General features: G+C 69.3%; 18 protein-coding genes. 7 read left to right on the top strand and 11 right to left on the bottom strand.

All coding sequences use genetic code 11. The features are described from left to right. Positions 1-40 precede the first annotated feature (40 nt). Complete coding sequence (locus tag HMPREF9056_RS01770) at positions 41-1,333, top strand: DUF58 domain-containing protein (protein WP_009402266.1); 1,293 nt, start codon at positions 41-43, stop codon at positions 1,331-1,333. Between the two features lie 23 nt (positions 1,334-1,356). Here HMPREF9056_RS01770 and HMPREF9056_RS01765 read toward each other — a convergent pair whose 3' ends face one another. Then, positions 1,357-2,352, bottom strand: a complete 996-nt coding sequence (locus HMPREF9056_RS01765) for a stage II sporulation protein M (RefSeq protein ID WP_034513322.1) — start codon at positions 2,350-2,352, stop codon at positions 1,357-1,359. A gap of 14 nt (positions 2,353-2,366) precedes the next feature. Between HMPREF9056_RS01765 and HMPREF9056_RS01760 the strand changes: the two genes are divergently transcribed. Next, complete coding sequence (locus HMPREF9056_RS01760; protein WP_009402264.1) at positions 2,367-3,254, top strand: RDD family protein; 888 nt, start codon at positions 2,367-2,369, stop codon at positions 3,252-3,254. 42 nt (positions 3,255-3,296) lie between these two features. Here HMPREF9056_RS01760 and HMPREF9056_RS01755 read toward each other — a convergent pair whose 3' ends face one another. Together HMPREF9056_RS01755 and HMPREF9056_RS01750 are read right to left on the bottom strand one after the other, a co-directional pair. Next, positions 3,297-3,539 carry a Trm112 family protein gene (locus HMPREF9056_RS01755; RefSeq protein ID WP_009402263.1) on the bottom strand — a complete coding sequence of 81 codons (243 nt, stop codon included), beginning with the start codon at positions 3,537-3,539 and terminating at the stop codon, positions 3,297-3,299. Further along, a complete protein-coding gene (locus HMPREF9056_RS01750; protein WP_034513320.1) occupies positions 3,536-3,970 on the bottom strand; it encodes a DUF3499 domain-containing protein in 435 nt (144 codons plus the stop codon). Before HMPREF9056_RS01750 ends, HMPREF9056_RS01755 begins: the two co-directional genes overlap by 4 nt. A 60-nt stretch (positions 3,971-4,030) precedes the next feature. On the opposite strand from HMPREF9056_RS01750, the gene HMPREF9056_RS14015 reads away from it, so the two are divergent. Then, on the top strand, positions 4,031-4,507 hold the full coding sequence (locus HMPREF9056_RS14015) for a metallopeptidase family protein (RefSeq protein ID WP_034513318.1): 477 nt from the start codon (positions 4,031-4,033) through the stop codon (positions 4,505-4,507). A 109-nt stretch (positions 4,508-4,616) separates the two neighbouring features. On the opposite strand, the gene HMPREF9056_RS01740 is transcribed toward HMPREF9056_RS14015, so the two are convergent. The 3 genes from HMPREF9056_RS01740 to HMPREF9056_RS01730 are packed head-to-tail and all read right to left on the bottom strand — an operon-like array spanning position 4,617 to position 10,842. After that, positions 4,617-6,566 carry a DUF5719 family protein gene (locus HMPREF9056_RS01740; protein WP_009402260.1) on the bottom strand — a complete coding sequence of 650 codons (1,950 nt, stop codon included), beginning with the start codon at positions 6,564-6,566 and terminating at the stop codon, positions 4,617-4,619. Then, positions 6,563-10,525: a glycosyltransferase gene (locus HMPREF9056_RS01735; protein ID WP_009402259.1), complete on the bottom strand. Its 3,963-nt coding sequence runs from the start codon at positions 10,523-10,525 to the stop codon at positions 6,563-6,565. The genes HMPREF9056_RS01740 and HMPREF9056_RS01735 overlap by 4 nt, the downstream gene beginning before the upstream one ends. Beyond that, positions 10,522-10,842 carry a WhiB family transcriptional regulator gene (locus HMPREF9056_RS01730; protein WP_003779817.1) on the bottom strand — a complete coding sequence of 107 codons (321 nt, stop codon included), beginning with the start codon at positions 10,840-10,842 and terminating at the stop codon, positions 10,522-10,524. Before HMPREF9056_RS01730 ends, HMPREF9056_RS01735 begins: the two co-directional genes overlap by 4 nt. 299 nt (positions 10,843-11,141) lie before the next feature. On the opposite strand from HMPREF9056_RS01730, the gene HMPREF9056_RS01725 reads away from it, so the two are divergent. Continuing rightward, positions 11,142-11,954, top strand: coding sequence for a TIGR03089 family protein (locus HMPREF9056_RS01725; protein WP_367379057.1), 813 nt, complete (start codon positions 11,142-11,144; stop codon positions 11,952-11,954). Positions 11,955-11,968: 14 nt separating this feature from the next. Here HMPREF9056_RS01725 and manA read toward each other — a convergent pair whose 3' ends face one another. The 3 genes from manA to HMPREF9056_RS01710 all read right to left on the bottom strand — a co-directional run bounded on the left by manA (position 11,969) and on the right by HMPREF9056_RS01710 (position 15,708). Further along, positions 11,969-13,159: a mannose-6-phosphate isomerase, class I gene (gene manA / locus HMPREF9056_RS01720; protein WP_009402256.1), complete on the bottom strand. Its 1,191-nt coding sequence runs from the start codon at positions 13,157-13,159 to the stop codon at positions 11,969-11,971. After that, entirely contained in the window at positions 13,146-14,621 is a 1,476-nt protein-coding gene (locus HMPREF9056_RS01715; RefSeq protein ID WP_009402255.1) for a glycosyltransferase 87 family protein, read from the bottom strand. Before HMPREF9056_RS01715 ends, manA begins: the two co-directional genes overlap by 14 nt. Before the next feature lie 505 nt (positions 14,622-15,126). Further along, a complete protein-coding gene (locus HMPREF9056_RS01710) occupies positions 15,127-15,708 on the bottom strand; it encodes a dTDP-4-dehydrorhamnose 3,5-epimerase family protein (protein ID WP_009402254.1) in 582 nt (193 codons plus the stop codon). Between the two features lie 203 nt (positions 15,709-15,911). On the opposite strand from HMPREF9056_RS01710, the gene rfbA reads away from it, so the two are divergent. The 3 genes from rfbA (at position 15,912) to HMPREF9056_RS01695 (ending at position 19,721) form a co-directional block, all read left to right on the top strand. Further along, on the top strand, positions 15,912-16,784 hold the full coding sequence (gene rfbA, locus HMPREF9056_RS01705) for a glucose-1-phosphate thymidylyltransferase RfbA (protein WP_009402253.1): 873 nt from the start codon (positions 15,912-15,914) through the stop codon (positions 16,782-16,784). Positions 16,785-16,958: 174 nt separating this feature from the next. After that, a complete protein-coding gene (locus HMPREF9056_RS01700) occupies positions 16,959-18,782 on the top strand; it encodes a phosphotransferase (RefSeq protein WP_034513311.1) in 1,824 nt (607 codons plus the stop codon). 57 nt (positions 18,783-18,839) lie between these two features. Continuing rightward, positions 18,840-19,721, top strand: a complete 882-nt coding sequence (locus HMPREF9056_RS01695; RefSeq protein WP_009402251.1) for a glycosyltransferase — start codon at positions 18,840-18,842, stop codon at positions 19,719-19,721. Positions 19,722-19,816: 95 nt separating this feature from the next. Here HMPREF9056_RS01695 and HMPREF9056_RS01690 read toward each other — a convergent pair whose 3' ends face one another. Both HMPREF9056_RS01690 and HMPREF9056_RS01685 read right to left on the bottom strand, forming a co-directional pair. Further along, positions 19,817-20,914: an acyltransferase gene (locus HMPREF9056_RS01690; protein WP_050792964.1), complete on the bottom strand. Its 1,098-nt coding sequence runs from the start codon at positions 20,912-20,914 to the stop codon at positions 19,817-19,819. 41 nt (positions 20,915-20,955) lie between these two features. Continuing rightward, positions 20,956-22,212: a lipopolysaccharide biosynthesis protein gene (locus HMPREF9056_RS01685; protein WP_009402249.1), complete on the bottom strand. Its 1,257-nt coding sequence runs from the start codon at positions 22,210-22,212 to the stop codon at positions 20,956-20,958. Positions 22,213-22,220: the final 8 nt, after the last annotated feature.

The following is a 22,220-nucleotide window of genomic DNA, read 5'->3' as shown; positions in this document are numbered from 1 at the left end:
CCGAACCGATCACCTGACCGACTCTCACGACAGGAGTGGCATGTTCCTGACGATGCGCGCCGTGTGGGCGCTCCTCCCGGGGATCGCCCTGGCCGTCATCGCGCCGCGCCCGGCAACCGTGCTGGCCTGGGCGGGCGTCGTGGTGGTGCTCATCGTGATCGACGTCGTCTGCGCGCCCTCGCCCCGCCGGCTGCGGGCCTCGCGCTCAGTGGGCCACGGGGTGCGGCTGGGCGAGTCGATCACCTCAACGCTGACACTCACCAACACCGGACGGCGCACGGTTCGGCTCCTGCTGCGCGACGCCTGGCCGCCCAGCGCGGGGGCCTCCAACGAGCGCGGTCGGATGACCATCCCGGCGGCTCAGCGTCGCCGGCACTCCACGGTGCTCACGCCTCGACGTCGGGGCGACCGCGAGGCGGGACCGCTGACCGTCAGGGTCGCCGGCCCTCTGGGCATCGCGGGACGACAGGCATCCCTGACTGTTCCGGCCACCGTCCGGGTCCTACCGGCCTTCCGGTCGCGTCGCCACCTGCACTCGCGCCTGGCTCGGCTGCGGGAGATGGACGGGCGCAGCGCGGTCATGGTGCGTGGCGAGGGAACCGAGTTCGACTCCCTGCGCGAGTACGTCGTCGGCGACGACGTACGATCCATCGACTGGCGCTCCACCGCCCGCCGCGGAGAGGTCCTGGTGCGCACCTGGCGCCCGGAGCGCGACCGGCGCGTCCTCATCGTCATCGACTCAGGTCGACTGTCCGCAGCCCGCCTGGGGGACGCCCCACGACTCGACGCCCAGATCGAGGCGGCCCTGCTGCTGGCCGCCCTGGCCTCGCGCGCCGGAGACCGAGTCGACGTCCTGGCCATAGACGATGCCGTCCGCACCCAGGTGCGGGGCAGTACCGGGCCGGTTCTCATGACGGAGCTGGCCGAGCACCTCACCGACGTCGAGCCGCGTCTGACCGAGCTCGACTGGACACTCCTGGCCTCCCGCGTGCGCACTGTACTCTCACAGCGGGCCCTGGTCGTCGTCGTCTCCGCCCTGGACGGCAGTGGTGGGGACGCGGCGATGATCCGGACGCTGACGACGCTGGCCCGCGACCACACGGTCGTCCTCGCCTCGGCGCTGGACCCCGAGCTGGAGGAGCTGCGGGCCTCGCGTGACAACGCCGACTCCGTCTACGTGGCGGCGTCGGCCGAGAAGGACCTGGTGGAGCTGGATGCCGTGCGCCGTCGCCTGCGCCGCAGCGGGGTCGAGGTCGTCGAGGCCCCGGACCAGGGCCTCGCCCCGGCGCTGGCCGACTGCTACCTGGATCTCAAGGCGGCGGGGCGGCTGTGAGACAACCCGTTGCGGCGCACCGGTCAGCCGGCCTCGGGCTGGACGTAGCCGGCCTCGCTCTCCTCGAGGTCTCCCGTGACCCCCGCGGCGACGGCGGAGCGCCCCAGGATGAGGGTGTAGGCCCACAGCAGCGCCAGTGCGCCGGCCCCGATGGTGATCTTGACCGGCCAGGGAATGGGGGCCGGTGTCACGAAGGCCTCGATGATGCCGGCGGCGGCCAAGGCCACGGTCAGACCCACGGCCACCGTGATGAGGGAACGGCCCTCCGTTGCCAACGCCGCCGAACGGCTGCGGGGACCGGGGACCAGCATGGTCCAGAACAGTTTGAGGCCGGCAGCGCCCGCGACGAAGATGCAGGTCAGCTCCAGCAGCCCGTGAGGCGAGATGAGCGAAAAGAACACCCCGAGCATGTCATGGTCGGCCATGATCGCCCCGGTCTGCCCCAGGGCGACAGCGTTGGCGTAGAGCATGCAGAGCGGCAGGATCCCGGTGATCCCACTGGCCACGCAGATCGCCGCGATCCGGGCGTTGTTGGTCCACACCTGGGCCGCGAAGTCTGGGGCGGAGTAGTTGGAGTAGTAGGACTCGAAGGCCTCGTGGGCATACTGGTCCAGCTTCTCGGGACTGCCCAGGGCGGCCATGGCCTCCGGGCTGTGCAGGGTCCACACTCCCATCACCAGCGCCAGGGCGATCTCGGCGACCATGATCCCGCAGGTCCACCAGCGGATCCGGTAGAGGGCCGCCGGCACGGCCTGAAGCACGAACCGACGCACCGTGTGGGTCCTCACCTCCCGGGTCCCGGTCAGGCGGCCACGGGCCGTCGCCACCCGGGAGGACAGCTCGGCGATGATCTGCGGATCCGGCGCCGCCGAGCGCACCCGCGACAGGTGGCGGGCACAGGTGCGGTAGAGGGCCACGAGCTCGTCGGTCTCGCCGCCGCTGAGATGGCGGCGCGCCACAAGCACGTCAAGGCGTTCCCACTGATCACGGTGCGCAGCAACAAAGGCATCAAGATCCACGCAAGGAGTCTGTCATGGTGACCGAACCGTCCACATCCTCCGAGCGGATGATCGAGCGCGAGCTCATGGTCACCGGCGAGGCCGTCGCCGTGGAGATCATCCCCGCAACGGTCGTCAATCGCATCGCCTCCGGGCTCATCGACTACACGGTCTACTCCCTGGGCGGCGCCCTGTCCACGCTCGTGGCGCTGGTTCTCCTCGTCGGTGGCGACCTCGAGGCGGCACTGGCCGAGAACGCCGCTTTCATCAGCGCGGTCCTCGCTCTGGTCGCCCTCGCCTGGGGAATCGTCATCCCCCTGCTCATCGAGCTCCTCAGCGGGGGCAGGAGCCTGGGGCGCATGGTGACCGGTACCCGAGTGGTGCGCGATGACGGCGGTACCATCAGGCTGCGCCACTGCCTGGTGCGGACCCTGCTCGCCGTCGTCGAGATCTGGTCGACCTGGGCAGTTCCGGCCGTGTGCACAAGCATCGTCTCCAAGCGGGGAAAACGGCTCGGAGACATGCTGGCCGGCACCTACGTGGTTCGTGACCGGCACCGCTCCTCCGCGGCCCCGCCTCTGCTCATGCCCCCCGAGCTCACCAAGTGGGCAGCGGGTGCGGACCTGCACGCCCTGCCCGGAGGGCTGAGCCTGACGGCCCGGACCTTCCTGCAACGAACCTCCGACCTGGCTCCCGGCTCCCGCCACCGGCTGGGGCTGGAGCTGGCTTCCCAGGTCCAGGCATACGTCTCTCCCCCGCCGCCTGTGGACACCCACCCTGAGCGCTTCCTCGCCGCGGTGCTCACCGAGCGGCGCAACCGTGAGCTGGTGCTGGAGAGTCGCGACCGCCGCCTGGAGGAGGACGTGCTCCGGGACATGGCGCGCCCGCCCTATGAGATCGGCCGAGAGGCCCGACGGCGTTGAGGGACGGCCCCGTCCGACAAGGGGCCTCGGCTCGACGCCGATTCAGTCCTGTGGCTGATGTGCCCGCACCGGGGCACGCAGCGCCTCGTGGACCAGGAGGATCGGGACGCCGTCGCGCACCGGGTAGGCCAGGCCCACGGTCTGGGAGATGAGGGCGGGGCGGCCGGCGTCGTCAACGCCGTCCACGAGCTCGTTGCCACTCAGGGGGCAGCGCAAGATGCTCCTCAGTGCCGGGGAAAGGGCCGGCACCTGCTCGGGTCCCGAGCCGCCGGCCTGCCCGCTCATGCGTCGTCCTTCTGCCCGCGAAGAACCCGCAGATGGCCGCGCCGCAGGATCTCGTCCTCGGCGACCTCGGGCGGGGGCGGCAGCGGGGCGGTCAGGGAGGCCGGCATGATCCCACCGGGACGAGGCCTGTGCTCGGCGGGCGAGGCGACGGGGCGTGGGGCGCGGGAGGCCTCGCGGACGGCGTCGGCCAGGGCCAGGAGATCGTCCTCGCTGGGGGGCGCCGGCTCGAACTCGGTGGCCAGGCGGATGATCTGCCAGCCGCGGGGGGCGGTGAAGGAGGAGACGTGCTTCTCGCACAGGTCGTAGGCCTCGGGTTGGGCCTCGGTGGCCAGCGGCCCCAGCACGATGGTGGAGTCCGCGTAGACGGAAGTCAGGGTGGCCACGGCTGGGCGCTCGCAGCCGGGCTTGCGGCAGTGTCGGACTCTTCTCACGCCCGCAGGTTACCGTGCCGCTGCCCGGCGGTCATCCAGACGGCGCCTAGGCTGGCGGACGTGACCGACCTGTTCCCCTTCTCGCTCGGGCCGATTCCGCCGAGATCCACCGCTGAGGCGGCTCGGCGCCCGGCCAGGCGTCGTGATCGTCACGGTCGGGGACTACGCGGGCCGCTTCTGCCGCCGAACCTACCGGCCTGGCGCACCCGGGCCGAGCGCTTCGACGAGCTCGTCGTGGACTCGGCCCAGGACCTGGCCAGACGCTGGCCGTCGGTGGACCAGATCCAGTTCGCGGTCGAGGAGGTACCTCCCTCAGACCCAGCGCCCTGGGAGCGCTCAGTGGTGCTGGGACGCGGTTTCACCGCGGAACCGCGCGCGGGGCTGCCTGCCCGGGTCGTCATCTACCGGCGCCCGGTTGCCTCCCGGGCCACGGACGAGGCGAATCTGGCCGACCTGGTGCGCCGGGTCGTCGTCGAGCAGGTGGCCCTCATGCTGGGGCGCAGGCCCGAGGAGATCGACCCGGGCTCAAGCCTGTAGAACCGGCTCCCCGAGCCGGGCATTCTTCGCGTAGCCGGGCAGAGTTTCCGTGGGATCACGCGAGAAACACACGGCTCGGTGCCAAGGGCCTCGGCGGAGAGAATGGCCGTCAGTCCAGCAGGATGCGGCGCTGGGCCTGGGCGGCGGCGTCGGGCTGGGCGGGCACCGTGGAGACGAGCGTCCCGGCCAGGTCTCCCCCCGCCTGCGCTGTCACGATCGTGGCGGCGGCCAGGCCGCTGGGGGCCTGAGACGTTCTCGCAGCACCCTCCTGCCCGGCCGTGCTCAGTCGGACGGCGGCGACCTCGGCCGGCACCTCGACGACGACGGCGCTGCCCTTGGCGACGGCGACGTCCTGGGTCCATGAGCCGTCGAGGGAGGACAGGGCGACCGAAGTGGCCGGACCGCTGTTGGCCACGGTGACCGCGGAGGTCAGGGAGGCCGCGCGCGGCACTGCCAGGAGGCCGGAGTCGGCGGCGCCCGGCAGGCCGGCCTGCGCCCAGGCCTGGTCATGGACAAGGGCCTGGGAGCGCTCGGGATACTCACCGGCACTGCGAACCATGCGAACAGCCGCTCCCACAGGGGCGCTGGAGGTGACCTGCACACCGTAGGTGCCTGCGGGTACACCGGCCAGCGAGATGTCGAAGACGGAGCCTGCGTCGACAGTCACCGACTGTGCCCCGGCCAGCGGACGGGCCCCGTCCTTGCCGAGCATGGTCACCGACACGGTCGCCGGGGCCTGCCCGGGGTTGACGACACGCACGGCCGGGGTGTCGGAGGAGTCCGCGCCGGTTGTGGCGTCGGGCACCTCCCCCTGGGAAGCGGGCTCGGCGATCTCGACGCCGGGGACCACGAGGTCGGTGGCCGGGGCGGCCCCCGGGGTGAGGACATCGGTACCGGCGGGGGTCTCTCCGTCGAGGGACTCGGTGACGAGCGCTGGCACCACGGATCCCCCGTCGGCCTCGATGGACACGGCGATGCGCGGGTCCTGGCTGCCTTTCGTCTCCAGGGTCAGTGAGGAGGAGCCGCCCGCGGGCACAGTGACCTCGCCGTTGCTGGGCAGGGGGAGGCGGCCGACGGAGCCGTAGAGGTTCACCTTCGCCGTGGCCGGGGTGGCGCCGGGATTGGTCAGGCGCAGCTCGGCCGACGAGCCCGCGGAGATGGAGCCGCCCACGATCCAGGACATGGCGGCCGGCTGGCCGCAGGGGGCGGCGGTGAGCCCGCGAAGATCGCCACTCTGGGTCAGGGTGGTCACCGATCCGACAGCGTTGGCCACCTGACCGGCAGCGGGGACGAGGGTGAGGATGCCGCCCTCGGCGGCACTCAGGGAGGTGACGGCGTCGGTGGGGACGGCCTGGCCGACGTAGGTGGCGGACTGGATCGTCTGGGCCCCGTCAGCGGGAAGGATGGTGGTGGTGGACTCCATCGCACCGACGTCAGTGCCCCGCAGGGTGTTGGTAGGGGCGTGAGGGCACACGTAGGTGCTGGCGGCTCCAGGCTGTGCCAGGCTCAGTGCCTTCAGCGGCGGGGTCGGCGTGGTCGGGGCGGCATGGCCCCACCAAGTGACTCCTCCAACAGCAGCGGCGAGCGTGACCGAGCTCAGGACGCCGACACCGCGGGCAATCGACCGCCCCACCGTGCGGTGGCGCCGCCTGGGACCCCTTCGAGGCTTCCCGGACGGGGCATCGGGCTCCTCACCGCCCGGAATCTCGGCGTCGGAGTCCGCGGCATCAGCGGCATCCTCAGTATCAGCCGAGTCAGCCGCGTCAACCGGCTCATCGCTGCTGTCCGTCGTGGTCTCAGTGCTCTCGGCGGTTTCAGAGGAGTCCTGCTCGTCGGCGTCACTGTCCCGGCCGTCATCGTGGTCAGCGTGCTGACCACCGTCCTGGACCTCGTCCCGGCTCTCGGCGCTGTCGATGGCGTGCTCGACGGCGTCCTCGTCACCGGGCTGGTACACGACCGGACCCGTCGCCTCGCTCTGCGGTGCCTGCGGCTCGGAACGGTCCTGCCGGCTCCGCCGATTCCTCCGGCTGGTGTCGTCGTCATCGCGGGGCTGAGTCATGAGGCCATTTCCTTTCCGCGTCGCAGAGGCAGCGCCGCCACGAGGGTCAGGGCCCAGACGGCCCAGATCACGTAGGTGGCGGCGGCAGTGGACCTGCGGGTGTGGGTGATGACCAGCTCCCCGCTCTCGGCGCCGACGGCGAAGCCCTGCTTCCAGCTGCCGTCCTGGGCGGGAACCGTGGTGGGTTGGAGAGGACGACCGTCGAGGGTGGCCCTCCAGCCGGCGTCGGCCCGCTCCACCATGACGAGGGTGCGGGTGCCCGAGCCGGCCGGGATACGCGTGCGGGTCCCGGAACCGGCACCGGTGGAGGCGACCGAGGTGACCTCTCCGCCCGCGTCGATGAGGCTGAGTCGGGACGAGTCGGGATGTGCCGAGGAGGTGACGCGCCAGGAGTTGCCCGAGGCGGTCTGGGCGAGCTGCTCCAGGCCGGGCGTGGAGGTCAGGCCCACACGGGCCTCTGCGGTGACGGCGTCTGCCTCCTTGTCGGTGAGCAGGACGACGGCGATGCCGTGGGCCGCCAGGTCATCGGCGACCTGCTTGTCCTGCCCGGCGGTGGCTCGCGTGACGATCTGGGCGAGCTCGGCGTCGGCCGGGTCCTCCAGAACAAGGCTCTGGCCCGTGGGGGCGGTGCGGAACTCCGTCCTGCGTCCGGCAGTGGGCTTGAGGGCGGGGTCGGTCAGGGCGCCTGCGGCACGGCTGCGCGCCTCGGCGTTGACCACACCTGGCAGGACGTCGCTGACCTGGGTACCGGGCCCACGCCAGATCGTGGCCTGAAGCCCCTCGGAGGTGGAGGTGAGCCTGAGAACCCGACCGGCCGTTCCCGAGCTCTGGAACTGCTCGGCGATGAGGGGGACCTGCTGGGTGACGGGGTGCAGCGCCAGGACCTGATGATTGCTGCCGCGGTGGGCCTGGTGGGACCAGATGGCGCCGACCGTCACCGGAGCGAGCAGAATGAGGCAGGCAGCAGCCACGAAGGTCGTCCTCAGCCGCCGCGTGCCACCGCCGGACAGTGCCGGCAGCACGGACAGCGCAGAGGAGACATCGGAAGCCTTGGCGCCCTCTCGGCTCCTGACCGCCGCCGTGCGGCCACCGGTGGGATGCTGTCCGATCATGCTCCAGACGGCCTCACCGGCGGGCAGGGCCGCGGCGAGGAAGCCGCTCAGCGCCAGGGAGGTCCCGGCCCCGGCCCATCCGTCGACGGGAGCCAGTCCGGCCCCGGTGACGTCACCGCCCAGACCGGTGGGCGTGCGCAGCGAGACCCCCGCCAGGATCAGGCCCCCCAGGGCCAGGAGGATACCGGTGCGCGCCACCCGCACGCGCCGGGAGACGAACAGGCCGATGACGCCAAGGACCGGGACGAGCAGGAGCAGTACCCGGACCAGGACGCTCAGGGCCCCGGAGCCGGTCATGGCGTCCATGGCTATCGGCGAGCCGGCGAGCAGGTCGAGGCTGCTCGGTGTCGGCGCGGAGACGGGCAGACCGATGTCAGTCAGCAGCAGTCGGAGGCCCTCGGCCCAGCCGGTCCTCTGCCCCAGCCGCCATGCGCCCCACCAGGCCGGGGCGGCGGTGACCACCATGGGCACGAGGGTGAGGATGAGCTTGAACCCGCGCCGGGTCGTCACGGACAGCAGCAGAATGATGACGGCCAGCACGGCCGCGGTGGCAGGAACGGCCGCGACGACGACACTCAGCAGCAGACCGGCGACAGCGGCCGCCGTAGCCGACCCGTAGCCGTACTTCTCGGCCCGAGGCGGGTCGGCCGCGGTCTCGCCGTCCGCCGAGTCGGAAGCGTCGGAGACATGATCGGGCTCATTGCTCTCGCGGAAGCTCTCCTGGGCTTCATCACCGCCTCCGGGGTCGCGGGCCCCGTCATCGGCATCAGCCGCGTCCTCGGCACTCGCCGCCGCCTGCGCCTCCTCGTCGAGATGGGCGAGGTCGGTGACCTTCTCAGCGGAGAAGCGGTCGAGCTCGGCACGCTCCTCGTCAGTGAGCAGGTGGGCTCCTACGAGTCCAGACAGGACGAGGTCTCGCCGGTCGGCGCCCACGGCACGGGCCAGGGCCAGCAGCCCCCAGGGGAGGACGAGGTGGACCAGCAGCGCACCGAGGCGCCCCTGTCCCAGAGCCAGGAGAACGCTGGGGGCCAGGGCCCACACGAGTGCGGCCCAGGCCCGCAGGGTGACTTTGCGGGTCATGGTTCCAGCGGCGAACCAGGCTCCCAGGGCGGCGAGTGGAACGGCCAGGAGCACCAGAGCGCTGACGAGGGAACCGGCCCCGAGCCCGACGAACCGACCCAGCGCGGTCGGCGCGGCCAGAATGGCCAGCAACGGGGTGATGCCCCCCGGGTAGCCGTCACCGGCGGCGATCCAGGTGCTCCAGGCGGTGTCCCACATCTGTCGCCAACCGCCGCTGAACAGGGGCAGAGCCCCGCCGGTGATCGAGCGGGTGAGCAGCAGCCGGGACAGGCCGTAGGCGCTCAGCGCCAGGACCAGCACGATGACGGCGCTCAGGGCCCGACGTCGGCTGCGGGCCAGGGCAGCCAGCTCACGTAGCTCGAGCTCACTGGGAGCTGCTTCACGTGCACGGCGCTCACGCTCCTGGCGGGTACGGTCACGACGTACCCCCCGGATCTCCGCCGGGGTGGCGTACAGGCGTCCCAGCGCGGAGGCGGGCACCTTGGCGTGCCGGGCGAGCCGGCGTCTGGCCGCCTTGACCCGTCGGCCACGGCCGGCCACGGCCAGGGCCGCACCGAGCTCGTCGCGGGCGAGCGCCGGCGCCTTGGAGGCGAGCCTCCACACGGCGCGCATCGCCCCGAGGATGACGAACCAGGTCAGCAGCAGGCCGATGGGCCGGGACGAGAACGCCGCCCAGTTGGTGAGCTGGGCACTGCGTCGAGCACGGAAGGACCGCTCCGGATCGGGCTCGGGGAGATGAACCTCAATGGCCTCGGCGTCGCTGCGGGCCTCGGGCCGGGAGGAGTGGGAGACGTGGGCAGGCCGGCGCAGCCCCTGGTAGGAGGCCCGGCGGTGACGGATGACGGCGGTGGGCTCGACGATGACCCGGTATCCGGCCAGGCGCGCGGCGCGGGAGAGCTCCAGGCCGTCACCGAAGGGACCGAGCCACGGGGCAATGCCACCGACCTCCTCCCATACGGCGCGGTCGATGAGGGCACCGGCCGTCCCCACGGCCAGAACGTCGCTGCGGTCGTCGTGCTGTCCCTGGTCGACCTCGCCGGGAACGATGTCGTTGGCCCTCCGGGCCGACGCGGTGGCGCGCAGCCCGACCTCCAGGAGCAGCTCGGGGTTGTCCCAGCCCACCTGCTTGGGGCCGACGATCCCCACGGAGCGAGCGTTGGTCGCAGCGGTGAGGAGCTGCTCGAGGCAGTCCCGCTCGGGGGCGGAGTCGTCATGGAGGAGCCAGAACCACACCTGGTGCTCCGGCACCTCCTGGGAGGCTTCAGCCGGGGCCACGAGCTGCTGCTCGTAGGACGTGATCGGCGAGAGCGCACCGGTGGGACCGGTGATGGGACCGGAGCCGGTCAGCAGAAGGTCGCGCACGGAGGTGCGTGAAGCGCTCGAGCCGCCGTCAGTGTCCGAGCCGCCCGCGCCATCGTCCGCCTCTGCGCCACGACGTTTGCGGTTGCCGGCGGCGACGAGCTCGGCGTAGGCGGCCAGCCCTCGGGCGACGGCGTCCCCGAAGCTCTTGGCCTCCTTGACCCGTACGACGCGCACCGCCGTGACGGCACCGAGCCCCGAGCCCTCGACGAGCTCCTCGATCGGGGTCCCGTCCCCCAGTCCGTTGGCTCGCGAGGCGACGTCGACGACGAGGACGACGTCGGGCGGGCAGGTCTGGGAGGAGACGGCGGTCAGTGTCTGCGCCAGAAACGGGCTCGCCCCGGCCGACACGACGACGGCCAGGGCTCCTACCCGACTGGCTCCCTGTGCGGAGCCGGCGCGGGTCATACTGCGCGACGCTTGAGCTTGCGCCGTTCGCGCTCCGACATGCCGCCCCAGATACCGAAGCGTTCGTCGTTGGCGAGGGCGTACTCGAGGCACTCCTCACGAACCTCGCAGGTCGCGCAGACTCGCTTGGCCTCGCGTGTGGAACCACCCTTCTCAGGGAAGAACGCCTCCGGGTCCGTCTGAGCGCACAGCGCGCGCTCCTGCCACGCCAGAGGGCCTTCATCGACGTCGTCACCACCACCGAAGAGGAGCGACAGGACCTCTGCGTCAGGCTCCTCCGGCTGCTTGAGCGGGCCGTCGCCGAGGATGTTCCACATGCCGGCCTCCCTTCGATCCGAGCTTCTTGCCAGTAAGAATTACATGCGTGTGAGACAAGGCCAGTCAAGCCGGCGAGGGAAAGTTCACCCTCTCGTTACCGTCGACACCATTCCTTGATATCTCAAGGAATAACCCCATCTGGTTGCCACCATATGTTGACTTCCTACAAATCTCCTGGGAGGTGCCCGCGGCCTGCCTGACAGCAGGGAGGAGCGTGATTTTCCTGGAAACTTCAGGGCCTCTGACGCACGATTTCACATTGACCCGACCGGCTGGACATTACCAGAAAGATTCCTGAATGTCAGTAGATCTGCTTCAATCTGGAGCCATGCACGACCCCCTGCTAACCCTGTTTCCCGGCCCTCACGACGCCGACAGACCGTGGCTGAATTGTTATGGAACTGATGAGCGAGTCGAGTTGACCGGACACGTTCTGTCCATGTGGTTGGCAAAAATAGCGGGATTGATCACAGTGGAGTCCGACCAGGGTGACGGAGTTCATGTAGGGCTCCCACCGCACTGGCGGACGGTGGCATGGGCCTGCGGGGCGTGGCTGGCGGGACGGACCGTGCTCCTGGGACGTACTGAGGAGATCGATACCGCCGGCTTGAGCCCCGAGCTGAGTGTGGCCTTCACACCTGAGGACCTGTGTGACTCGGCAGAGGTTCAGGTGCTCATCCCGGCTGCCTCCCTGGCGCTGCGCTGGCCGGGTGAGCTACCCGCCCTCGTGCTCGACGGCGCCGCGGACCTCATGTCCTACCCCGACCGATTCACACCGGTCGGCGTCCCCACCGACATGCCCTGCCTCACCGACCTCGCCACTGGCCTCACTGCCGCCGGGGCGCAGGACGGAGCGTCAGACGGCGCAGAGCCCACCACCCTGACACGCTGCGAGCTGGCCACCCGGGTCGAGGCCGCTGCCACCGGCTCTGAGGGCCAGACTGTACGGGCCACCCTGGTCCGACGCTCCAGGACCGCTCAGGCGCTCCAGGAGGTGCTGGTAGCCTGGCGCGCCGGGCGCACGGCGGTGGTCCTCACCCCCGAGGCGGGCGACGACGTCGCCGCGTCCGCGATCCGTCAGGAGGGCATCACCGAGCCGCGGACCGACTGAGCACCGGCGCACCGTCAGGGAACGTCGGCCTGGATGAGAGTCCCCTCCCCCTCAACGGACAGGCCTCGCTCGTCGGCGCCGACGAACACGGCCTCGCCCTGGGCGAGGGTCTGCGAGCCGGCCTGAGTCACCAGGGTCATGGCCCCTTCGACGGCCAGAAGGATACGCGGGCCGCGCCCAGGGACCGGCAGACGTCCGTCGGCGGCCACCACGGTGGTGACCATGAGCTCGAAGTCGTCCACCGGCGCGTAGTAGGCGCGAGTGGCGCGCGAGAGGTACTCGGGCGCCGGCCGCACCGGGGGCGCCGCCACGTAGTCGACGCAGGCCAACATCTCGGGCACGTCGATGTGCTTGGCCGTCAGCCCGGCGCGCAGCACGTTGTCCGAGGAGGCCATGACCTCCACCCCCAGACCCGAGATGTAGGCGTGGATGCTGCCCGCGGGCACGAACATCGCCTCGCCCGGCTGGAGGGTGACGGGGTTGAGCAGGAGCGCGGCGGCGATACCCGGGTCGCCGGGGAAGGTGCCAGCCATCTTCAGGACGTTGGAGTCCACGCGCAGGGAGGGGGAGGTACCAGCCTCGAAGCGGGCCGTGATCTCGGTGACGAGCTCGTCGATCTCCTGCGGGCTCGGGCGGGTGGCGGCCGAGACGACGTCGGAGAAGACCTGCCGGATGCCGTACCGGGTGGGGTTGAGGCGCAGAGTGCGACGCATCCGTCGGGCCAGGGCGCTGTCCAGCCCGGCGAGGACCTCGACGGCGCGGCGCGGGGCCCGGAACCCGGCGACGGCCTGGAAGCGTGTGAGGGCCAGGACCATCTCCGGCTTGTGGTTGGTGTCCTTGTAGTTGCGGGAGGGGTGGTCCAGGGCGATACCAGCCTCGTCCTCCAGGGCGTAGCCCTCGGCCGCCTGTGTCTGGCTGGGGTGGACCTGGAGGGACAGGGGCCGCTCGGGCGCAATGAGCTTGAGGAGGAAGGGTAGCCGGCGCCCGAAGCGCCAGATGATGTCCTCGCCCAGGAGACGCTCGGGCTCGGCGTCGATGAGGGCGGACAGGGCGTCGCCTTCGGCGACCTGAGCCGGCCCGGCCGGGTGGGCGCCGTACCAGGCCTCGGCCCAGGGGGCACCGTCGTCGGCCACGCCCAGGAGCGCGGGTATGGCGGCGGTGGACCCCCAGGCGTACTGCTGACGCGCTGGCTCAAGTCGTCTCATAGCGCCTCACCGTACCTGCACCGGGACCGGCCTGCGTACGCAGCGACGTCAACCGGGGAGGTCTCCCCCGTGAGGCCCGGCGAAGCCTGCCTCTGCGCAGTGGGCCGCCCGTACGCCGAACGACGGCGGCCACGGGCTGGCGGACGGGCGGCCGCTCCAGCCGAGGCAGAGGGCTCGGGCCTGTCTGCGACGATCCAGCGCCACCGGCCAGCGGACGTCCCTCGCCAGATCGCGAGCCTCCCCTGCCGCCCTGACCGGCGTTCGCGTTCAGCCGGGTCACGACAACCAGTACAGCGGCGGTCCAGTAGACGTAGGCACCGGAGGCCAGTACTGCGAGCAGGTTCCACCGGGGCGAGTCGTAGCGCACAAGGTCGTCGGGGAAGTGCGCGGGGGCGATGATCATGACGACGACGCTGCCCGCCGCCGCCAGGCACTCGAGGTCCCACCCGGGGCTGCGCGCACCGGATGCGAGTCCGACGACGACCCTCCACGTGAGAGTCATGATGAGGGGGAGGGCGAAGACCCAGTGGTGCACCCACGCCACCGGCGAGACGACGGGGGCGATGAGGCCCATGACGCTGAAGGCGAGCAGGTCGTCGCCGCGGTGGGTCAGGCGCGCGGTCTGCCCGGCGATGACGATGACGACACCGACGGCCAGTACCAGCCAGACGATCGATGACTGGGAGGCCGGCAGTATCCGGGAGAGCAGTCCGCGCAGCGACTGGTTCTCGGTGTCCCACCAGGTGGAGGCCACCCGGGTGGAGTCCCACATGGCCGAGCCCCAGAAGGTCAGCGACTCCCTGGGGGCGATGAGGAATCCGATACCGGTGCAGGAGGCGGCGCTGGCCAGTGAGACGAGTAGAGCCCGCCAGTCGCGCCGGAGCAGTGGCAGCAGCAGGAAGACCGCGGGGGTGAGCTTGATGGCGATGGCGACGCCGGTCAGCAGACCACGCGGCCAGGGGGTCCGGCGGGGAAGCCAGTCGGCAGTCAGCAGGGCGATGAGGAAGAGCCCGACCTGGCCCCACGTCAGGTGCGAGATCACGGGCATGAGCAGACTCATCGCGTTGGCGGCCGCCAGAGCGGTCCAGATCCCGCCGCCGCAGCGACGCACGACGATCCAGGACAGGAGGAAGAGCGCCACCAGGGAGGCCACGGTGTGGACGGCGGCGGCCAGAGCCGGACTGCCCAGGGCGGAGCCGGAGAGCAGAGCCGCGCCGAAGGGCGGGTAGGTGAAGTACATGAGGAAGCCGGGGACCCCGGTATCGAGGGGGCCGGCGTAGAGCGGCTGACCGGTCAGGAGGTGCTGGGCTCCGACCCGATAGACGAGGAAGTCGATGTGTGGCTCCGGTTGGAGGGCGGCGTCGAGGAGAGCCCACACCACTGTCACCACCGACCACAGGGCGATGAGTACCTGAGCCACCCGGGTCGTGCCCCAGGACGGTGACGCCGTATCCGTATCCATAGTGAGGGGTTCTCTTCCAGCCGTGGGGAAGGCACCGGCCGAGCAGCCGGGCCTGAGTGGGCGTCGGGGAGGGCGCACAGAGGGCCGTCGCACACCGGGCCGAGACCTGAACAAAATCCAGAAGAAGGCTCGAAGAACCCGGGTCCCGGACCGGATGACCGGGAGTATTTCACTTATGAAGGCCACTTATCGACCGGAATATCGCATCAACTTTATGTTGTGATCCTTACATCTATCAAAGTTTTCACTACTGCATGATTTCCCCGAGAATAAAGCAGTTCACCGCGCCCAGGACGCAGGATGTCTGACGATGCGACTCAGGGCAGGGCTGGGTGGAGCCAGACCGGCACCGCCACGAAGGCCGATGGCAGCACGCAACGACGGCGCCGCGAGCCTGGTGGGGCTTGCGGCGCCGTCGGGATCAGCGCTCGGAGGTGTCTCAGACCTGCTTCAGGCCGGGCCCTGGACGGGTCTCGATCAGGATCCGGCCTGTCTCTGGTCTGTTCTAGCTGCCCGCCTCCGGGGACGGGAAGGGAGCGACGTCGGCCAGGCGCGGGTGAGCCTTGTCCTTGTCGGACAGGATCGCCTCGGCCAACGGGATCGGCCAGGAGACGTTCGCCGTCTCGTCGGCCAGATTGAGGAAGGTGTACTGGGCGTCAGGCGACCAGTGGTCGTTGACCAGGTAGGTGTAGGCGGTGTTGGGCTCCAGCGTCTGGTAGGCGTTGCCCACGCCCCGGGGCACGAACACGGCCACCGACGGGTCGATCTCGCAGGTGTACACCGTCCCGAAGGACGGCCCCTCGCGCAGGTCCACCCAGGCGCCGAACACGCGGCCGGTGGCCACCGAGACGAACTTGTCCCAGGGCTCGGCGTGGATGCCGCGGGTCACCCCCACCTCGTTGTTGAAGGAGATGTTGTTCTGCACCGGCCCGAAGTCGGGCAGCCCCAGAGCCAGCATCTTCTCCCGCTGCCAGTTCTCCTTGAACCAGCCGCGGTTGTCCCCGTGAACGGTCAGGTCAATGCGCAGGAAACCCGGAATCGGTGTCGTCTCGATGGCGAGCGGCTTGCCCAGCTCGATCTGCCCCATGGATGGCTCCTTCTGTGTACGTCGTCATCACCGTCGACGCCGCCTCACCGGCGACGCTCCATCGGGGAAGTCTATCGGCGCCGCCGCACCAGCACCTCAGCGACGGGACCGCACGAGCCGAACGTGCCGCGCACCACGGACATGCTCCCCCGAATCAGCCGATCCTGACGTCATTCGGGGCCGGAATGGGCCATGCTTGGAGCATGCGAGGAATCATTCTGGCCGGAGGCTCCGGCACACGACTCAACCCGATCACCCTGGGGACCTCCAAGCAGCTGGTGCCCGTCTACGACAAGCCGATGATCTACTACCCGCTGAGCACCCTCATGCTCGCCGGGATCCAGGACGTCCTCATCATCACCACCCCCCACGACGCCCCCTCCTTCCACCGCCTCCTGGGTGACGGCTCCCAGCTCGGCGTCAACCTGTCCTACACCGTCCAGCAGGAGCCCAACGGCCTGGCGCAGGCCTTCGTCCTGGGCGCCGACTTCATCGGCGACGACAGCGCCGCCCTGGTTCTGGGCGACAACATCTTCTACGGCCCCGGCATGGGCACCCAGCTGCGCCGCCACACCAGCCCCGACGGCGGCGTCGTCTACGCCTACCAGGTCGCCGACCCCACCGCCTACGGCGTCGTCGAGTTCGACGAGAGCTTCAAGGCCATCTCCATCGAGGAGAAGCCGGCCCACCCCCGCTCCACCTACGCCGTGCCCGGCCTGTACTTCTACGACAACGACGTCGTCGAGATCGCGAGGAACCTCAAGCCCTCCGCCCGCGGCGAGTACGAGATCACCGACGTCAACCGCACCTACCTGGAGGCCGGCAGGCTCACTGTTGAGGTCCTCCCCCGCGGCACCGCCTGGCTCGACACCGGCACCTTCGACTCGCTGGCCGACGCCACCAGCTTCATCCGCACCGTCCAGCACCGTCAGGGCCTCAACATCGGCGCCCCCGAGGAGGTCGCCTGGCGCATGGGCTTCATCGACGACGACGGCCTGCGCCAACGCGCCGAGCCGCTGGTCAAGTCCGGCTACGGCGCCTACCTGCTGGGCCTGCTGGAGCACCAGCAGGCCTGAGACGGCGCACCGGGCAGGCGCAGCAGCTCTGATGCCGCGTGGGCGGGTGGCGCGAATCGACGCCACCCGCCCACGTGTGCCACAAGCCCATCTCAACAGTTCAGTTTCCCTGTCCGATCTGTTACCTTCGAACAAGGTAGCAATTTCTGTTTTACTGAACGGATGGTGGAACCGATGGCAGATCCCCAGACACAGTCCCTGTCGCAGTCGCAGTTCGATGTGCTCTACGCCCTCCTGCGGACGGGCGATGCCCTCACCCAGCGCCAGATCCAGGAGTCCACCGGCATGTCCCTGGGGCGGGTCAACGCCGCCGTGCGCGAGTGCGAGGCGGCCGGCTACATTCAGGAGCGCCACCTGACCGAGGCGGGCCGGGCGGCCCTGGAGCCCTACCGGGTGGGCAACGCCGTCATCATGGCGGCCGGCCTGTCCCAGCGCTTCGCGCCGATCTCCTACGAGCGCCCCAAAGGGATGCTGCGCGTGCGCGGGGAGGTCCTGGTCGAGCGACAGATCCGCCAGCTGCACGAGGCCGGCATCACGGACGTGACGATCGTCGTCGGCTACAAGAAGGAGTACTTCTTCTACCTGGCCGAGCAGTTCGGCGTGAAGATCGTCGTCAACGACGACTACGTCTCACGCAACAACAACGGCTCCCTGTGGCTGGTGCGAGACATCCTGGCGAACACCTTCATCTGCTCCTCCGACGACTACTTCACGGACAACCCCTTCGAGTCGCACGTCTACAAGGCCTACTACTCGGCCCAGTACGTCGAGGGCCCCACCGAGGAGTGGTGCATCACCACCGGCCCGGGCGATCGGATCACGGACATCGAGGTCGGGGGCGCCGACGCCTGGATCATGCTGGGCCACGTCTACTTCGACCGGACCTTCTCCGCCGCCTTCCGGCGCATCCTCGAGGCGGTCTACCACCTGCCCGAGACGGCTCCCAAGCTGTGGGAGGCGATCTACATCGAGCACGTCAAGGAGCTCGACATGGTCATGCGCCGCTACCCCGAGGGCATGATCAACGAGTTCGACTCGGTCGACGAGATCCGCTCCTTCGACCCCAAGTTCATCGAGAACGTGGACTCCGAGGTCTTCGACCACATCTCGGAGGCGCTGGGTTGCCGCAAGACGGACATCTCGGGCTTCTACCCGCTCAAGCAGGGGCTGACGAACCTGTCGTGCCACTTCACCGTGGACGGCAAGGAGTACGTCTACCGCCACCCTGGCGTGGGCACCGAGGAGATCGTCGACCGTCACGCCGAGGCCGCCGGGCTGCGCCTGGCCCGCGAGCTCGGCCTGGACACGACCTTCGTGGCCGACGACGACGCCCGGGGCTGGAAGATCGCCCGATTCGTGCCCGAGGCCCGCAACCTGGACATCACCAACGCCGACGAGCTCCGGCAGGCCATGCGCATGGCCCGCAGCCTGCACACCTCCGGCAGGAGGCTTGAGCGGGACTTCGACTACATCCAGGAGGCCCTGCACTACGAGCGGCTGGTCGAGCGTCACCACCCCATCGATCTGCCCGACTACGTCGAACTGCGCACCAAGGTGATGCGTCTCAAGGTGCACACCGACGCCGATGGCTTCGAGCGGGTCCCCAGCCACAACGACTTCTTCCCGCCGAACTTCCTTGTGGCCGCCGACGGACACATCGACCTCATCGACTGGGAGTACGCCGGCATGTCCGACGTCGCCAGCGATTTCGGGACTCTGGTGGTCTGCACGCGGATGAGCGTCGAGCGCGCCGACGAGGCGATCGGCTACTACTTCGATCGCACCCCCACCACCCACGAGCGCCGCCACTTCTGGTCCTACGTGGTCTTCGCAGGCTGGTGCTGGTATGTGTGGGCCCTGGCCAAGGAGGCCGAGGGCGACGACGCCGGCCAGGACGTCTTCACCTACTACCGCCACGTCACCGACTATGTCGACGCCCTGCTGTCCTGGTACGAGGACGGTGAGGATGCGGCGCCGGAGATCTTCACGCAGGGTTAGACTGCTGACCCACCGCACGTGGCGTGTGGTCGGTGACCATCAGTGACCAGGAGACTCATGCTCGACATCATGATCCCGTTCTGGGGCGAGCCCCGGTACCTGTATGAGACGGTTGAGGCCGTCCTGAGCCAGACCGATGCGCGCTGGCACCTGACCGTCGTCGACGACTGCTACCCGGATCCCGGGGTCCCGAAGTACTTCGAGCACCTGGACCACCCCCAGGTGACTTACGTCCGCAACGAGGAGAACCTCGGCATCACTGCGAACTACGAGCGCTGCATCGAGATGGCCTCGGCGGACCTGGTGATGCTCCTGGGTTGCGACGACATCATGCGACCCGACTACGTGGCACGTGTCTTGACCCTTCACGAGAAGTTCCCGCAGGCGGACATCTTCCAGCCCGGGGTCCAGCCCATCGATTCCCAGGGGCACGATGTCAGCACCCTGACTGATTCCATCAAGCGCGTGGTCATGCCGCGCACGCGCCAGCCCCTCCTGCTCAGTGGTGAGGAGCTGGCCACGTCCCTGCTCAGGGCCGACTGGCTCTACTGGCCCTCACTGACCTTCCGCCGTGAGGCACTCGTCTCCACACCCTTCCGCCCTGGCTTCCCCATCATCCAGGACCTGGCCCTGGTCATCGACATCATCGCAGCAGGTGGCTGCCTCCTGCTCGATCCGCACGTGTGCTTCTCCTACCGGCGTCACGAGGAGTCGGCCTCCTCGACGTCGCTGTTCGATGGCCGCCGCTTCGCCGGTGAGCGCACCTACTTCGCCCTGGCCGCCCGCCTCATGCGACGTAACGGCTGGCACCGTGCCGCGCGCGCGGCCAGGCGGCACACGATCTCGCGGGCCCATGCCCTGTCGCTCCTGCCGACGGCGCTACGCCGTCAGGACTCGACGGCGGTGCGCACCCTGACCACTCACGTCCTGGCTCGCTAGCCCCACCACCGCCGAGCCCGACATCCTTCGCGTACCCCAACGGTTTTTCTGTCGGGCTACGCGAGTCATGACCGGCTCGATGACGGAGGACGGGCTCAGCGGGCCTGCTGGCGCAGGTCGCCCCAGGGTCGCCGCCCCCGCGACCAGCGCATGGCGGCACGCTCGATACCCAGCCAGCTGGCGATGGACAGGATGATGGTGACGACGCCGGCGACCAGTAGCAGGAGCGGCAGACCGTGACGGTGCATCCCCAGCAGGATGAGGAGCTGGAGGACCGGGAAATGATAGATGTAGACGCCGTAGGAGATGTCGTGGACCTTGATGATCTCCGGTGAGGGCAGGACCGCTCCGAGCCACAGGACGACGTAGGCGATGAACGGCGAGGCCAGCTGGGCGCCGAAGCCCGGTAGCGCCAGGATGAGTGCCACGGAGCCGGCGGTCGCGATGAGCGCGGTCCATGGCCTCATGGGAAGGCGCTCGCGCAGCTGGTACATGAGCGCTCCGCCCAGGAAGTAGGGCAGCATGAAGATCAGCAGGGCGAACTCACCGTTGTTGTCGACGTAGGGGGCGATCCGGTCGATGCCGGCGTGCATGGCGACACTGACCAGGAACAGCAGCGCCGTGGGCCACACGTGGGAGCGGATGAACCTCCAGGACAGGAAGACGCCGATGATGATGTAGCACCAGAACTCGTAGTAGAGGCTCCACAGGGAACCGTTCCAGGCTCCGGGGTAGGGCACGGTGGCCAGCGTCGTACCGATTTTGTAGGTGGAGATGTGCAGCAGGATGTTGGAGTAGACGTAGCTGCCCGGCGTGGGCGCCGCTCCGAAGAGGCCGTCGAGCGTTCCCTTCTCGATGAGGTGCGCCGCTGGAGCCATGACGAAGGCGACGAAGACGAGGGAGAACAGGAATCCGGGGAAGATGCGGGTGACCCGGTTGATGAGGTAGGGACCGGCGTCGGCACGCATGCGTGAGCCCGTGATGAGGAAGCCGGAGATGGCGAAGAAGCCGACGACGCCCCAGCTGCCCAGGTGCTGCCCGGCCACCTCGTACCCGTTTCCGGTTCCGGCGAGGATGTCCGCGTGGGAGTAGAAGACGAGGAAGGCCAGGAGGAGGCGGAGCAGATTGAGGGCGTTGTCGCGGGACCCGAGGTCGCGGGGAGAGAACAAGCCTGCTGAACGGGTCGATGGCATGCGCGTCAGCCTATCGGAGCCGCCCCACCGTCACCTCTCGGTCACGAGTGTCCTTCGCCGCTATGTGTTGCGACGGCGCGCTGCTGGAACAGGCCGAAGAGGAGAACCAGGACGCCCATTCCGCAGGTATAGGCGATGGAGACGCCCAGGAGGCCTTGTGAGGGGACGAGGAGGACGAACATCAGCGTCATCGCCACGGCCGCGAGGGCGTATCCCACGAAGGCGAGCTTCTGAAGCCGCATCGTGGTCAGGGCGTAGTAGAGGACGACGCTTGCGGCATTCATGGCCCCGCCGAGGACCAGAACCATGAGCTCGGCGCGGAACATGGAGATGTCCGTGCCGTAGACGAGCCCCAGTATCGGAGCACCTGCCAGGAAGGTGACCGCTCCGACGACGACGAACGCCCCGACGGTCACCAGCAGCCCGCGCCGGATGAGCCGGTTGAAACCGGGCAGGTCGGCGCCGACCCACAGACTCGCCATGGAGGTGAGCAGGGGGCGAAAGACCATGATGGAGAGCAGGTTGATCGCCATGGCAGGCATGAACAGGATCGTGAAATATCCCTGTTGGGTGGAGTCGAGATAGTGCTTGATGGAGAATCTCGGCGCACTCGCCAAGTACATGGAGATGAAGGATGCCAGGCACAGGGGCAGGCAGATGATCAGCAGCTCCTTGATCAGCCGAGACTCCCACACGGGCCGCTGCGGGAAGAGACCGCGTGCCCGAGGCACGTAGAGGAGCACCGTGGCGACCAGGGAGACGGCCAGCGTGACGACCGTCGAGCTCAGAAGCTCACCGGTGGCGATGAGCATGCCGGAGAACGCAGCTGCCGTCGTCAACGAGCGCCAGAACCAGGACTGTCCCCCGATGTCGAGACGGCCCACCCGCTGGAACTCGCAGACGTAGACATCCTCGAAAGCGTCGAAGAGGCGGAGGGAGGCGATAAGGATGATGAGCAGCATGTCCCCGGGCCCGTCGCCGAAGAGCACCGCGTAGCCGACGACGCCCAGGATCATGAGCCCCACTGTGACGATCCTGGTGGCCAGGTAGGTGCCGAAGCTGAAGCGATGCTCTAAGTCGGTGACCTGGTACGGCCTGACCTCGTACATGCCCAGGGGCTGGAACTGCTGCCCGGCCTGGTAGGCCAGTCCGAAGACTCCGCCCGCGGCGAGCCCGGCGGAGCGCGTGACGACCACCGTCAGAATAACTGTCGCCAGCGACATCATGACGGAGGCGGCGGTGTTCCAGAAGTAGTCGCGGCCGACCTGGGAGGCCTTGCCCTCCTCTGTTCGAGGCATGCGTGACA

This window comes from Actinomyces sp. oral taxon 170 str. F0386, from assembly GCF_000195595.1.
Taxonomy (GTDB): domain Bacteria; phylum Actinomycetota; class Actinomycetes; order Actinomycetales; family Actinomycetaceae; genus Actinomyces.
Note: the sequence above shows the minus strand (reverse complement) of the source record. Positions and strands in the feature narration are given on the sequence as shown.